The 11,808-nt window shown below is 59.0% G+C and carries 12 protein-coding genes and 2 pseudogenes; 6 read left to right on the plus strand and 8 right to left on the minus strand.

All coding sequences use genetic code 11. From position 1 onward, the window contains the following. The first annotated feature begins 19 nt into the window (after nt 1-19). A complete protein-coding gene (locus tag RHM58_RS21295; protein ID WP_322268096.1) occupies nt 20-832 on the plus strand; it encodes a class I SAM-dependent methyltransferase in 813 nt (270 codons plus the stop codon). A 359-nt stretch (nt 833-1,191) separates the two neighbouring features. On the opposite strand, the gene RHM58_RS21300 is transcribed toward RHM58_RS21295, so the two are convergent. Both RHM58_RS21300 and RHM58_RS21305 read right to left on the minus strand, forming a co-directional pair. Continuing rightward, the gene (locus RHM58_RS21300) at nt 1,192-2,217 is read right to left on the minus strand and encodes an IS110 family transposase (RefSeq protein ID WP_201256610.1); all 1,026 of its coding nucleotides are present in this window, start codon (nt 2,215-2,217) and stop codon (nt 1,192-1,194) included. A 151-nt stretch (nt 2,218-2,368) separates the two neighbouring features. Further along, nucleotides 2,369-2,812: pseudogene (locus RHM58_RS21305) on the minus strand (GNAT family acetyltransferase); the annotation flags it as partial. A 319-nt stretch (nt 2,813-3,131) separates the two neighbouring features. Here RHM58_RS21305 and RHM58_RS21310 point away from each other — a divergent pair. After that, the gene (locus RHM58_RS21310; RefSeq protein WP_322268098.1) at nt 3,132-3,731 is read left to right on the plus strand and encodes a SagB/ThcOx family dehydrogenase; all 600 of its coding nucleotides are present in this window, start codon (nt 3,132-3,134) and stop codon (nt 3,729-3,731) included. A 68-nt stretch (nt 3,732-3,799) separates the two neighbouring features. After that, nucleotides 3,800-4,222: a hypothetical protein gene (locus RHM58_RS21315; protein WP_322268099.1), complete on the plus strand. Its 423-nt coding sequence runs from the start codon at nt 3,800-3,802 to the stop codon at nt 4,220-4,222. A 153-nt stretch (nt 4,223-4,375) separates the two neighbouring features. Here the strand turns inward: RHM58_RS21315 and RHM58_RS21320 are convergent. From RHM58_RS21320 to RHM58_RS21335, 4 genes and pseudogenes are all read right to left on the minus strand, one after another. After that, nucleotides 4,376-4,833 (minus strand): annotated as a pseudogene (locus RHM58_RS21320) (GNAT family N-acetyltransferase). Nucleotides 4,834-4,997: 164 nt separating this feature from the next. After that, nucleotides 4,998-5,720: a phosphatidylcholine synthase gene (gene pcsA, locus RHM58_RS21325; RefSeq protein WP_322268100.1), complete on the minus strand. Its 723-nt coding sequence runs from the start codon at nt 5,718-5,720 to the stop codon at nt 4,998-5,000. 338 nt (nt 5,721-6,058) lie between these two features. Continuing rightward, nucleotides 6,059-6,484: a GNAT family N-acetyltransferase gene (locus RHM58_RS21330; protein ID WP_322268101.1), complete on the minus strand. Its 426-nt coding sequence runs from the start codon at nt 6,482-6,484 to the stop codon at nt 6,059-6,061. Between the two features lie 27 nt (nt 6,485-6,511). Beyond that, entirely contained in the window at nt 6,512-6,877 is a 366-nt protein-coding gene (locus RHM58_RS21335) for a VOC family protein (RefSeq protein WP_322268102.1), read from the minus strand. A 188-nt stretch (nt 6,878-7,065) separates the two neighbouring features. On the opposite strand from RHM58_RS21335, the gene RHM58_RS21340 reads away from it, so the two are divergent. The 3 genes from RHM58_RS21340 to RHM58_RS21350 all read left to right on the plus strand — a co-directional run bounded on the left by RHM58_RS21340 (nt 7,066) and on the right by RHM58_RS21350 (nt 9,644). Further along, nucleotides 7,066-7,788 (plus strand): tellurite resistance TerB family protein, encoded by a 723-nt coding sequence (locus RHM58_RS21340; protein WP_322268103.1) that lies wholly within the window; start codon nt 7,066-7,068, stop codon nt 7,786-7,788. Nucleotides 7,789-8,022: 234 nt separating this feature from the next. Beyond that, nucleotides 8,023-9,150: a saccharopine dehydrogenase family protein gene (locus tag RHM58_RS21345; protein WP_322268105.1), complete on the plus strand. Its 1,128-nt coding sequence runs from the start codon at nt 8,023-8,025 to the stop codon at nt 9,148-9,150. Between the two features lie 2 nt (nt 9,151-9,152). Further along, on the plus strand, nt 9,153-9,644 hold the full coding sequence (locus RHM58_RS21350) for a DUF2269 family protein (protein WP_322268106.1): 492 nt from the start codon (nt 9,153-9,155) through the stop codon (nt 9,642-9,644). Nucleotides 9,645-9,771: 127 nt separating this feature from the next. Here the strand turns inward: RHM58_RS21350 and RHM58_RS21355 are convergent, their stop codons facing one another. Together RHM58_RS21355 and RHM58_RS21360 are read right to left on the minus strand one after the other, a co-directional pair. Then, nucleotides 9,772-10,446 (minus strand): DUF3313 domain-containing protein, encoded by a 675-nt coding sequence (locus RHM58_RS21355; protein WP_322268108.1) that lies wholly within the window; start codon nt 10,444-10,446, stop codon nt 9,772-9,774. 50 nt (nt 10,447-10,496) lie between these two features. Then, a complete protein-coding gene (locus RHM58_RS21360; protein ID WP_322268109.1) occupies nt 10,497-11,765 on the minus strand; it encodes an OmpP1/FadL family transporter in 1,269 nt (422 codons plus the stop codon). Nucleotides 11,766-11,808 lie beyond the last annotated feature (43 nt).

Genomic DNA, 11,808 nt, shown 5'->3' on the forward strand with positions numbered 1-11,808 from the left:
CGCGAGGGAGCCACGCTTCATGAGTATACCTATTGATCTTGTTGCCCTGAAAAACCGTCAGATGGTCGCCTGGGCCAGTGGCGACTATGCCGTGATCGGCACCACGTTGCAGATCGTCGGCGAGCAACTGGCCGAAGCCTGTGACTTGCGCTGTGATGAGCGGGTGCTGGACGTCGCCGCCGGTAACGGCAATGCCACACTCGCCGCCGCCCGCCGAGGCTGCAACGTCACCTCCACCGATTATGTGGCAGCGCTGCTGGAGCGCGGTGAAGACCGCGCCAGGGCCGAACGGCTGGAGGTGATTTTTCAAGTCGCCGACGCCGAAGCACTGCCCTTCGACGATGGCAGTTTCGACGCCGTCCTGTCGACTTTCGGCGTGATGTTCGCGCCGGACCAGCCCAAGGCCGCCACCGAACTGGCGCGGGTCTGCCGCCCCGGTGGGCGCATTGGCCTGGCCAACTGGACGCCGGAGGGTTTTGTCGGCCAGATGTTCAAGGTGCTTGCCCATCATGTTCCGCCACCGCCCGTAGCGTTACCACCGTCGAACTGGGGCAACGAAGCCTGGTTGCACACGCACTTCAATGACCAAGACTTCCTGACCCAAGTGACGCGCCGGACTTTCAACTTCCGCTACCGCTCGGCTGCGCACTTCATCGACACCTTCCGCAACTGGTATGGGCCGGTGCACAAGGCGTTTGCGGTGTTGCCGGTTGATGGCGCCATAGGGCTGGAAAGGGACCTTGCCGAGTTGCTGAACCGGATGAACCGAGCGGGGGAGGCTTCGCTGGTGGTGCCGAGTGAGTATCTGGAGGTGGTGATCACACGGCGTTGATGATTGGCAATGCAGATCAAATGTGGGAGCGGGCTTGCTCGCGAAGGCGGTGTGTCAGTCACCGCTGATGTTGAATGTTACGGCCTGTTCGCGAGCAAGCCCGCTCCCACATCTATGGTTCCCCCTTTTCTGCAATACTGTTTTTGATGATGTGTTTGGCTTGCTTTCATCTATCCGGCGTCTGAGTGGAGGTTGGTCCATTCGCGCCTTGATGAGAATCGATGCCCGGCGATCCTAATTACTTGGACGGCCTTTCAGCCGTGTGGGAGCTCAGGGTTTTCGTCAGGCCGGTTGGCCGTTCACGTCATCTGTTATCCAGCATCGCAAACCAGCTGGGTGGTGCTCGGGTGACAGCGGGGTCAGGCGTTCATCGCGCCTGGCCCCGCATCGAATTCGGTGTGGTGTGCTGCAATCGCCCAGGCGATTCTCGCCAGTTTGTTGGCCAGTGCGCAGACCACATGATTGGAGTGATGGTTGTCCCATAGCCGTCGGACCCAGTCCGCCAGCGCTCCTTTCTGTCGATCCAACTGCATCAGATAGACGCGGGCACACTGGATCAGCAGACGTCTCTGGTTTCGGTCACCCCGCTTGCTGATGCCTAAAAGTACGGTTTTTCCGCCCGTGGAGTGTTGTTTGGGCACTAGCCCGATCGAGGCCGAATAGCCTCGGCCGCACTTGAACTGTTTGCCATCGCCCAACTCGGCAGCCAGGACGCTGGAGGTGATCGGGCCGACACACGGCATCGTCATCAAGCGAACAGCCAGATCATCTTCAGCGGCTTGGCACTCCACTTCCTTATCCAAAGCCTTGACCTGCTCGTGCAAGTAATTGAAGTGCTCACGCAGCCTGGTCAGTAGTTTTTTGATGGAATCGGGAAGTGGATGTGCTTCAAGCAGCGCTGGAAGATCTTTGATGGACTTGAAGCCTGGGGCCAAGCTGATTCCGACTTCCAGGAGGGCTGCGTGAATCCGATTGACGGTAGCAGTACGTTCTTTGATGAACGAATCACGTGTCGAGTTGAGCATGGCCAGCGCCTGCTGAGCCTGATTCTTAGGCGGCACAAAGCGCATTGTTGGACGAGTTGCAGCCTCGCAGATCGCTTCGGCATCAGCGAAGTCGTTCTTGTTGCTTTTCACATACGGACGCACGAGATGCGGAGCAATGAGTTTGGGTATATGCCCCAGTCTTGAGACTTCCTGCGCCATGAAGTGGGCTCCGCCGCAAGCTTCCATCGCAACGGTGCAGGGTTCGAGATTGGCCAGATGCTGGATGAGCGCCGCCCGATTAAACTTTTTGCGGTAAAGCTCATGACCACGATCATCTTGTGCATGCAGATGAAAGGTGTGTTTTCCCAGATCGATGGCGACAATAGCTACTTTGTTCATGGCAACGGTCTCCGATGAGCCCCCTGTGAAAGCTTAGTGGGTGATCACAGGGGGCGGCGGGGGAGCCATTTCATTACTTAATCGGTGTCTTGCACAAAATCTGCGGCTGACTCGGTCAAGTGGGAGCGAGCCTGCTCGCGATGATGGAACATCAGATCTGCGCAATGTTCACCTCAACCTTCTTCCCCATGCTGATGCGCGGCTCCACCGCATAACCCAGGGATTCATAAAAACCCTTCACGCTTTCATTGGTGCTGACAATCTGCAGATTGATCTTCATGCAACCGCGCGCCGTCAAAGCCTGCTCTGCATGGCGAACCAGCCTGGCGCCCAAGCCTTGTCGGCGCTGCGCCGGATGCACCGCAACCGAATAGAGCCAGCCACGATGGCCGTCGTATCCTGCCAGAACAGTGCCAACGACCACCTCTGCAGCCAGCGCCACAAAAAACAGCCCGTCGGCGATGGCCAGTTTCTTGTCGATCACCAGGCTTGGGGTGTTGTGCGCGGTTTCGTAGCCGAACGCGGTTTCCCAGAGATTGATAACGGCGGTGCGGTGATGTTCGTCGGCGTACTCGACAATCGGGATCATGGTGAGGCCTTTAAATGGGATGGGCTGACGCTATCGTCATGCGACGTGCTCTGTCCACTGTGCAAGCCTATTGTGGACATACGCTGCGGTCAAAAAGGCTGAACATCTGTGGCGAGGGGGCTTGCCCCCGTTCGCCTGCGAAGCAGGTGTCAATCCAGCGAATGCGGTCTGCCAGGAGAGTGCCGGGGGCCGCTTCGCGACCCAAACGGGGCAAGCCCCCTCGCCACAGAGTTTGTGAGGGCCTGAAAATTAAAGCTGGCCCGACAACCACCACATCATGGGAACTGCTTTAATCGAGGTTCCGCAAAATCGGGACGCACGTGCAATGGATGCTTCGAACGCAACAGCCCTGCAAAACCTGCTCACCCGCCGGCGCAGCGTCAGACGTTACACCGACGAGCCCATCTCGCTGAGCGCCGTGCTCAAAATTCTGTCTGCCGGGCAGGGCCGCACATCCTCAGAGGGCAAGCGTGCAGCGCCCTCGGCACATGCTTTGTATCCGCTGACCCTGGGCGTTATCGTTCGTCGGGTCGAGGGTTTATCACCAGGTTTCTACATCTTCGAGCCTGATTCGGCGCAGCTCACGTTGTCCGGTCCAAGCCTTGCGGCCGGGGTTCTGAATTGCGCCGCGCTCGGTGATGAAACCTGGCTGGAGGACGCTGCCGTTGTGGTGGTGATCATCGGAAACCGAGACCTGGCCATCCAGCACTTTGCCGAACAGCAAGCGGATGGCTTGCGTGGCGCGCGTTATGTCGATTTTGAAGCGGGAGCGGTCGCGCAAAACATGTACCTGGCGGTGACGGCGCAAGGGCTGGGGTCTGTGGTGGTAATGGGTTTTGACGATGGCGCAATGAAACGTGCTTTGGAGCTGGATGAAACCCGTCAGCCCGTGGCGCTTTTCTGCGTTGGCCAACCGGCAGTTTGATCGGCAGACTGAACATCGCCACTCAACGGATAGCGATTTTTCGACACAGGCAGGAGCCAGTTCGTAGCATGAAAAATACCGATGCACTCTTTCAACCCGATCGCCGTGATGCTTTCGACGAGCCCGCCACGGAGCGTGCAGCCATTGCCTGCATCGAAGCGTTTACCGACGCCTTCAACGCTCGGGACCTGGTGGGCATGGATCGCTTTCTTCACTTTCCTCACGTCATCCTTTCCGGGGAAAACCTGGTGATCTGGGACCGGGCCGGGCAGCTGCCGGATGATTTTTTTGTTGAGTTGACGCGCCAGACGGGCTGGGACCATACGGTTTACCAGGATAAACGTGTGGTCCTGGTGAGCCCTCGAAAGGTCCATTTGTATGTTCGGTATTCGCGCAATCGAGCGGATGGGGCCGTCATCACGTCTCATGAAAACCTGTGGGTGGTGACTTGGGACGAAGGGCGGTGGGGAATAAAACAGCGTTCGTATTGAGCCGCCCGTTCATCAAGACCTCACCGGAGCTGCCGAAGGCTGCGATCTTTTGACGTTGATCTTTTTCGACGGTGCTGAGATCAGGATCAAAGATCGCAGCCTTCGGCAGCTCCTACAATCTTCAGCGGAGACAGAAATGAGGTCGCCCCACATTCAATCAGGGCTCAAACGTAGTTCCATGATGATCGTGCGTTCAGCACCGTGAAACTCATCACGAACCTTTCGAAAGCCCAACTTCACGTAAAAGCCTTCAGCGGTAATGGAGGAGGGCACGCGCAAGACGTCGATGTTTGCGTCATTGGCGACGGCTTGAAGCGTGGCCATCAACTTCCTGCCAAGTCCTATCCCTTGATGGGCTGGGCTGACGAATACACTGCGGACAACATCACGGTCGAGGCTGGCGGTTGCAACGACTTGATGCGCGATGGTCGCCACAAAGACTTGGCGTTGGCCCATCAAAGTAAGAATGCACTCGGTAGAAAAGCTTTTTCCACCTGCGCAATGATGTCGGGCGTGTAGTCCTGGGCGTTGGAGTGGCGCAGGGACTGGATGATGACCTGGCTGATGGCTGCTGCATCCTGCAGGGTTGCGAGCCGAATCTGGTTGCTCACGTATAGACAACTCCAGGCGTTACACAGTCAATGTTGGAGCGAGCTTGCTCGCGATAGCGGCGTATCAGTGACCATCCCTATGACTGAATGACCGCAATCGCGAGCAAGCTCGCTCCCACAGGGGATTTGTGTTGTTCGGGCGATCAGGTGGCTTCGGCGCCCGGTTACTTATTCCGCGAGCCGTCAAACCACTCCATTGCCGTGCGCCAGATGCAGATCCCCAGGAAGTACGCCGACATCAGCAGCCAAAGCCCCATCACCAGCGGGTTGATCACCGGGTGGTTGACCACCAGCGACAAACTACACAGCAACCAGATGGCGGTTACGGCGATGTTGATCGGCATGAACTTGCGCACCCGAAACGGGTGCAGGAATTTCATTCGGGTCACGGTCAGCAGCGCCAGGCCGATGACGGTGAGCAGCGTCACCCACGGAGACGGGGCGATGATGTACAGGCACAACGCGACGACGTTCCACGCGGCGGGGAAGCCCTGGAAGTAGTTGTCTTTGCTTTTCATGTTGACGTTGCAGAAGCAGAACAGCGACGAGACGAGTATCAGCGACACGGTCAGCAGCAGCGTGTAGTCAGGCAACGGGATGTAGCGGTAGATGAACAGCGCCGGGATGAACACGTAGGTCAGGTAGTCGATGACCAGGTCGAGGATCGAGCCGTCGAAACTCGGCAGCACTGATTGCACATTGACCTTGCGTGCCAGCGCCCCGTCGAGGCCGTCGACGATCAGCGCCACGCCCAGCCACAGCAGGCAATGGACCGGCTGGTTTTCCAGCAGCGCGAGGGTGGCCAGGAAGGCAGTGACCACGCCGGTCGCGGTAAAACCATGGGCGCCCCATGCTTTGAGCCTGGCGATGTGTAAGGTTGATATCACGGGGGCGTTCTCCAAAAAGTGAAGCAAGCCAGTCAGCACCCTTCTATTGGGGGCGTCGGCAAACCGGGTCGGGTTGCAGGTATCGACCGGGAATCCGGGGATAAGGTTCACCACCTTTAAATCTTAGCGCGCTGTAGAAAAATACTTCGGATAAATCTACAGGGATGTTTGCCGAAAGGAGGCACACACACTTTGTGGCGAGGGGGCTTGCCCCCGTTGGGTTGCGAAGCAGCCCCCTATGTTTCCCGCACAGACCGTGTCCACAGGTTTGACGACTGCTGCGCAGCCGAACGGGGGCAAGCCCCTCGCCACAGGGTTCGCGTGGATGCTGATTTTTGTTACAACACCTTGCTCATAAACACCCGGCTGGTGCCCTCCGGCAGGCATGGCACTTCGCCAAAGCGCTGCCAGCCGTGCTTCTCGTAAAACGCCGGGGCCTGGAAACTCAAGGTATAGAGCACCGCCGAAAGACAGCCGCGACGGCGACCTTCGTCTTCACAGGCCTGGAGCAGTCGTGAGCCGAGTCCGGAGCCGCGCAGCGATTCGGGCAAGTAAAACAAGTCGAGAAACAGCAGGCCTAGCGATGTCCGCCCGGTCATCCCGCCCAAAACCTGTTGGGTCTCAGGATCGCGGATCGTCACCGCCAGTGCCTGCCGGTCGTTGATCCCGGTCGCCTGATCATTAAAAGCACTGAGCCCGGCACTGAGCACGTGCGCGACTTCAGGCTCGATCACGTCGCTGACGACGATCTGATGCTGATCCATGGCTGGGTTGATCCTCTGGGTAGCGGGTTAGCGAGGGTAGAACACTCGCAGCCGATGGTCATCGGGGTCAAGCGCGACGAAGGTGCGACCGAAATCCAGTTCCGTGGGCGGTTGCAGGATGCTCAAGCCGAGGCTGGACCATTTGGCAAAAATTGCATCGACCTGTTCGGCGGACTCAACCGGAAACGCCAGCTCCATGCCGCCGCCGGACATTCCCACCGCCGGCTCAGCGGTGTGCCGCGACCAGAGCCCCAGCTTATAGCCGCCATCAAGCACAAACAGCGCAAAGGTCGGGGATTCTTCCACGGGTTTGAGGTCCAGCAGAAACTCGTAAAACCGCGCACTGACGGCGGGATTTTCGACGAAAAGCAACATATAGCGAGGCGTGATCATGGGACGGCTCCGTTGTAGGTCGCACAAGCATAGAAGGGGGCAGTGTCAGTTTCTGTCAGTAGCGTGAGCGCTCGCGGTTTGACGGGTTCACGTCGGCCAAACGGTGCTGGCGCAATTGCCGGGCGGGGCTATCGTTGCCTGACTGCGTTTTGCCTATTAGCGCCACGCCGATTAATGAGGACGTCGTCATGAACACCAGCGATTTGCTCGAACAACTGTTGCGGGCCGGCCAAGGCTCCACGGCGCAACCGGGTGGCGCTTCGTCGTCCCAGGGAGGCCTGGGCGGTCTCGGCGGATTGCTCGGCGGCCTGCTGGGTGGTGGCGCCGGTTCCAGTGCTGGCGGTAGCGGGTTGGGTGGCTTGCTCGGTGGTTTGCTGGGTGGTGGCTCAGCGTTGGGTGGCTCGACCCAGAGCCGTTCTTCGGGTGGCACCAACTACGCGGCGCTGGCGTCCCTCGGGATGATGGCGTTCCAAGCCTATCAAACCTGGCAGCGCAGCCAGACCTCAGCGCCGCAACAGGCGCCGCGCACAGCCGACCTGTTGTCCGGCCCGGAAGTCGAGGAGCACAGCCACGCGGTGCTGCGCGCGTTGATCGCTGCCGCGAAGGCTGACGGCCGGATCGACGACAAGGAGAAACAGATGATCAGCGCCGAAATCGGCCGCCACACCGACGACCCGCAACTGCAGCAATGGCTCGACGCCGAAGTCGCCCGGCCATTGAACGCCGCCGATGTGGCGCAATCGGCCACCGATCCGGCCATCGCTGCGGAAATGTATTTGGCTAGTGTGATGGTGGTGGACGATCAGCAAGATGCTGAGCGTAATTATCTGGATGAACTGGCGGCGGCGCTGAAGATTGATCCGCAGTTGCAGGTGCATCTGGAGCAGCAGGCCAAGGGTGGCGCGGTTTAGTTGCCCATGTCTTGAGTGATGCGTTGTTTATTCGGCCGCCTTCGCGAGCAAGCCCGCTCCCACAGGGGGTTTGTGAACGGCACAAATCAAGTGGGAGCGGGCTTGCTCGCGAAGAACGATAACGCGGTCGCTCTGCCGAAACCCCCGCATTCCCTGGAAAAAATCGCCCCTGCCCATGGATTCAATCCCTTAGAATCGCGCCTCGGTTATAAAAACGGCTCAGGGACGCAGTAAATGGCACTCAAGGTAATGGTGATCGGCGGCTACGGAAACTTCGGCAGCATCGTCTGCCGGCATCTGGCGGTGATGTCGGGCATCGATCTGGTGATCTCCGGGCGCGATCCCCGCAAGTTGTCAGCCAAACTCGAAGCATTGAAAACCCAATCCGGCAAAACCTGTGAAGGCTGGTGCGGCGATGCCATGGGCGTCGATTTCAAGTCGGCCCTGAGTTCGCTGGGCGTTCAATTGGTCATCCACACCGGCGGCCCGTTCCAGGGACAGTCCTATGCGGTGGCCGAGGCTTGCATCGAGGCGGGCGTGAATTACTGTGACCTGGCCGACTGCCGCACCTTCGTCAACGGCATTCATGTGCTGGACGCCCGGGCCAAAGGCGCGGGTGTGGCGGTCCTCAGCGGCTGCAGCTCGGTGCCGACGTTGTCGTCGGCGATCATCGATCAGCACCGCGGGCGGTTTAAACGCATCGATTCGATCGAACACGGCATTACGTCCTCGGCCAAGATGCCGGGGCTGTCCACCGTTGCCGGCGTGCTCGCTTACGCTGGCAAACCGATCAAACAGCTGAAGAACGGGCAGGTGCACGAAGTGCTCGGCTGGCAGGACCTGACCTTGCGCAAGATGCCGCAGATGGGGACGCGGGTGCTGGCCAATGTCGATGTGCCCGACATGGACATCTTCGCCGGTCGTTACGGCGCCCACACCTTGCGATTCAAGGCCGGCGCGGGGCTCAAGCTCGGTGGCGTGGCCAACTACTTGTTGGCCCAGGCCCTGCGAACCGGGCTGATTCGCGACTACGCACCATGGGCCGCCCGGTTACACCGCTGGGGCTGCTGGTTCGAACGATTTGGCGATGGCAAAAGTGCGATGTACATCGACGTCCAAGGCCTCGGCATGGATGAAAAGCCACAGTCCTTGACCGTGCAGCTCACCGCGTTCAACGACAAAGGACCCGAAATCCCGAGCTGCGCCGCCGTCGCCCTGGCGGCGAAAATGCTTCAGGGCTATGTGCCCGAACCCGGCGCTCGACCGTGTGTCGGTGAAATCAGCGTCGATGAATACATGGCTGCCATTAACGACCCGGACAATCTGCAGATGTCCGTGGTTTTTTCTGACGGGCAGGGCTGAACATGCTCTACCTCGGCCTCAAATATGCCCACATCATCGCCGCGATTTTTCTGTTTGGTTTCGGTATGGGTTCCTACCTGTATCTGATCGCCGCCAGTCGCACGGCCAATCCGCTGGTGATCGCCCACGTGGCGCGAATGGTGGTGCGGTTCGACACCTGGATCACCACGCCGGCAGGCTTCATTCAAATCTTGACCGGGTATGGGTTGGTGAAACTCAGCGGGCTGCCGTTGGCCACGGAATGGGTGCTGACGGCGCTGGTGATTTTCCTGTGCACCGGGGCGCTCTGGCTGCCGGTGCTGGTACTGCAGAAGCGATTGCAGGTGCTGGCGTTGAGCGCGACGGAAACGGGGCAGGGGCTTACCGTCGAATACGATGCGGTTTACCGCAAGTGGTTCTGGATGGGCGTGCTCGGGTTTCTGGGGATGTTCGTGATTGTGCTGATCATGGTCACCCGAATGACGCCGGGGCAGTGGGTGGCGATGCTTGGGTAGTCTTGCACTTGATTATGATGTTGCTGGATATGCCGTCTTCGCGAGCAAGCCCGCTCCCCCATTTGGAATGCATTCCCTCTGTGGGAGCGGGCTTGCTCGCGAAGAACGATAACGCGGTCTATCTGGCCTAGCGTATAAACGCCTGCAAATCGGCCGTCAGCTTGTTGATCGCCGCTTTGAAGTCATTGACGGTGATCTTCTGACTGGTATTGCTCAACTGCTCGCCAAACACCTTGCGCACCACTTTGGCCACGACCTGGTTGTTGCTCGCGTCCACCAACTCGGCTTCAAGAAACAGCGTGGTGTCCTGAGTGCGATGGCCGGAAGCGGCACTCACCCCACCAACCACCGCGGCGACCGGTACTACTTCATACCATTGCATACCTTCGTTAGACGCGGTTACACCGGTGATAGCCGCCCGCAGGACAAGCGTTTTGGAGCCTGGCGGTGCTGCCTTGGCACTGCTCACGATGCGGTATTTCTGCCCGAGCACACCTCTGGCGTTGCTGGTCATGTAGTTCTGCAATTCTTGCAGCGTCCGGAGGTCGACTCGATCGTTGGGTTTTGGCGCCGGATAAAGCTCAAGTTTCATGAAGGCCACGGTGTCATAGGCGTTGGGGTTCCACGACGGGCTGACCCAGCGCATGGCTTTCTCGCCGCTGGTGGTGGTCACTTCCTGAAGGTTGTTGTAGTTGGGCAGGAAGCCCGAGTACTGGTCCTGCTCGGTGACTTTGGAGGTGCAACCGCCCAGCAACAGACTGGCTAGTGCGGCGCCGACGAATATTTTTCGGGACAAGTTCATAGTGCTGTGTGCTCCGTGGGGTGATGTCGTTATTTTTCGATAACGGTAGTTCAAAAACGCCAGGTCATGTTCCCGGTCACGGCTTGAATCCAGGCATTGTCGAACTGACCTGACGTTCGCACGCCTGATACGGTTTTGGTTTGATCCACCGGCATGTCGCCGAGCCAGACCAAGGCCCAGCTGACGTTGACGTCGGTATCCTTGTTCAGCGCATAGGTGGCTCCAGTGCCCAGGCGCCAGGATTCGCCCATGGGTGCGTTCAGCGTGCGGTTGGCGTCCGACACGGCACTGCTGTCATACGCCACGCCGACGTTCCACAACAGTTGACGGGTGGCTTGATATTGCGCGCCGAGCGCCAATTGCCAGGTGTCCTTGAAATGAGCGTTGACCGTGGTCGATTGCGAACCGGCCGCCGTGGTATCGACCTGCACCGCGACATCGCCGAACTGCGACCAGTCTTGCCAGTTCACCGTGGCCAGCAAGGCCCATTGCGGATCGAGTTGCTGGAAAAGGCTCAGGGTTGCGGTTTGTGGTACTTGCATGTCGAGTTTGGTGTTCAGCCCGTTCAGACGATCAAGTCCGGGACCGGTGCCGTGGATATTGAGCTTGTCTTCGAAATTCAGATCGACTTTGCTGGTGTAGGCCAGTCCGATCCGCGTGCCGGGTTGTGGGGCGTAGATCACACCCAGGTTGGCGCCATAGCCCCAAGTGCTGTCTTCGTATTTAAAATAGCCGTCGCTGCGGTTGGTCAGGCCAAATGGCGAGCGGTCGATTGCTGTCTGGTCCTGCAACATGCCATACATGGCTTTTACTCCAACGCCCACCGACCACTGATCGTTGAAGCGGTATGCCACGCTGGGCACCAGGGACAGCCCGGCAAGGCTGACGTTCTGCGCAAAATAGCGTCCGGACCAGTCATTGTTGTAGTTCGCCGCCAGCCCGAAGTCACCGTAAGAGCCAAAACCAACGCTCCAGTTGTCATCCAGTTGATGACTGATGAAGAAGCTACCGCCGGGGATGGGGTCCAGAGCATTGCCACTGCCGCGGCCTGTACCGTTGGTATTGGCATCCCGGTCGAACGTCAGGTTGCCATAAAGGAGTTGCGCACCGGCTGTGATCTGCGTTCCCTGCAAGTAACTCAGACCCGCCGGATTACTGGCGATAGTGGAGGGGCCTTGAGCCCGAGCGGCGGCACCCGCGTTGGCCAGGCCAACGTTATCGGTGCCAATTTCGTAGAGCATGATGCCGCCGGCATGGGCGTACTGGCAGTAAAGCGCGAGCAGGGTGACGGCGGGCAGGGTGCACGTTTTCTTTTGCATGGAATTCCCCTTTACCTCAACAAACCTCCATCAGAATTGCGGG

Source organism: Pseudomonas sp. 10S4 (assembly GCF_034344865.1).
In the GTDB taxonomy this organism is placed as follows: Bacteria; Pseudomonadota; Gammaproteobacteria; order Pseudomonadales; family Pseudomonadaceae; genus Aquipseudomonas.

Coding starts and splice junctions, on each gene's coding strand:
- RHM58_RS21295 (WP_322268096.1), top strand. CDS start 20: ATGAGTATACCTATTGATCTTGTTGCCCTGAAAAACCGTCAGATGGTC.
- RHM58_RS21300 (WP_201256610.1), bottom strand. CDS start 2,217: ATGAACAAAGTAGCTATTGTCGCCATCGATCTGGGAAAACACACCTTT.
- RHM58_RS21310 (WP_322268098.1), top strand. CDS start 3,132: ATGGATGCTTCGAACGCAACAGCCCTGCAAAACCTGCTCACCCGCCGG.
- RHM58_RS21315 (WP_322268099.1), top strand. CDS start 3,800: ATGAAAAATACCGATGCACTCTTTCAACCCGATCGCCGTGATGCTTTC.
- RHM58_RS21330 (WP_322268101.1), bottom strand. CDS start 6,484: ATGGATCAGCATCAGATCGTCGTCAGCGACGTGATCGAGCCTGAAGTC.
- RHM58_RS21335 (WP_322268102.1), bottom strand. CDS start 6,877: ATGATCACGCCTCGCTATATGTTGCTTTTCGTCGAAAATCCCGCCGTC.
- RHM58_RS21340 (WP_322268103.1), top strand. CDS start 7,066: ATGAACACCAGCGATTTGCTCGAACAACTGTTGCGGGCCGGCCAAGGC.
- RHM58_RS21345 (WP_322268105.1), top strand. CDS start 8,023: ATGGCACTCAAGGTAATGGTGATCGGCGGCTACGGAAACTTCGGCAGC.
- RHM58_RS21350 (WP_322268106.1), top strand. CDS start 9,153: ATGCTCTACCTCGGCCTCAAATATGCCCACATCATCGCCGCGATTTTT.
- RHM58_RS21355 (WP_322268108.1), bottom strand. CDS start 10,446: ATGAACTTGTCCCGAAAAATATTCGTCGGCGCCGCACTAGCCAGTCTG.
- RHM58_RS21360 (WP_322268109.1), bottom strand. CDS start 11,765: ATGCAAAAGAAAACGTGCACCCTGCCCGCCGTCACCCTGCTCGCGCTT.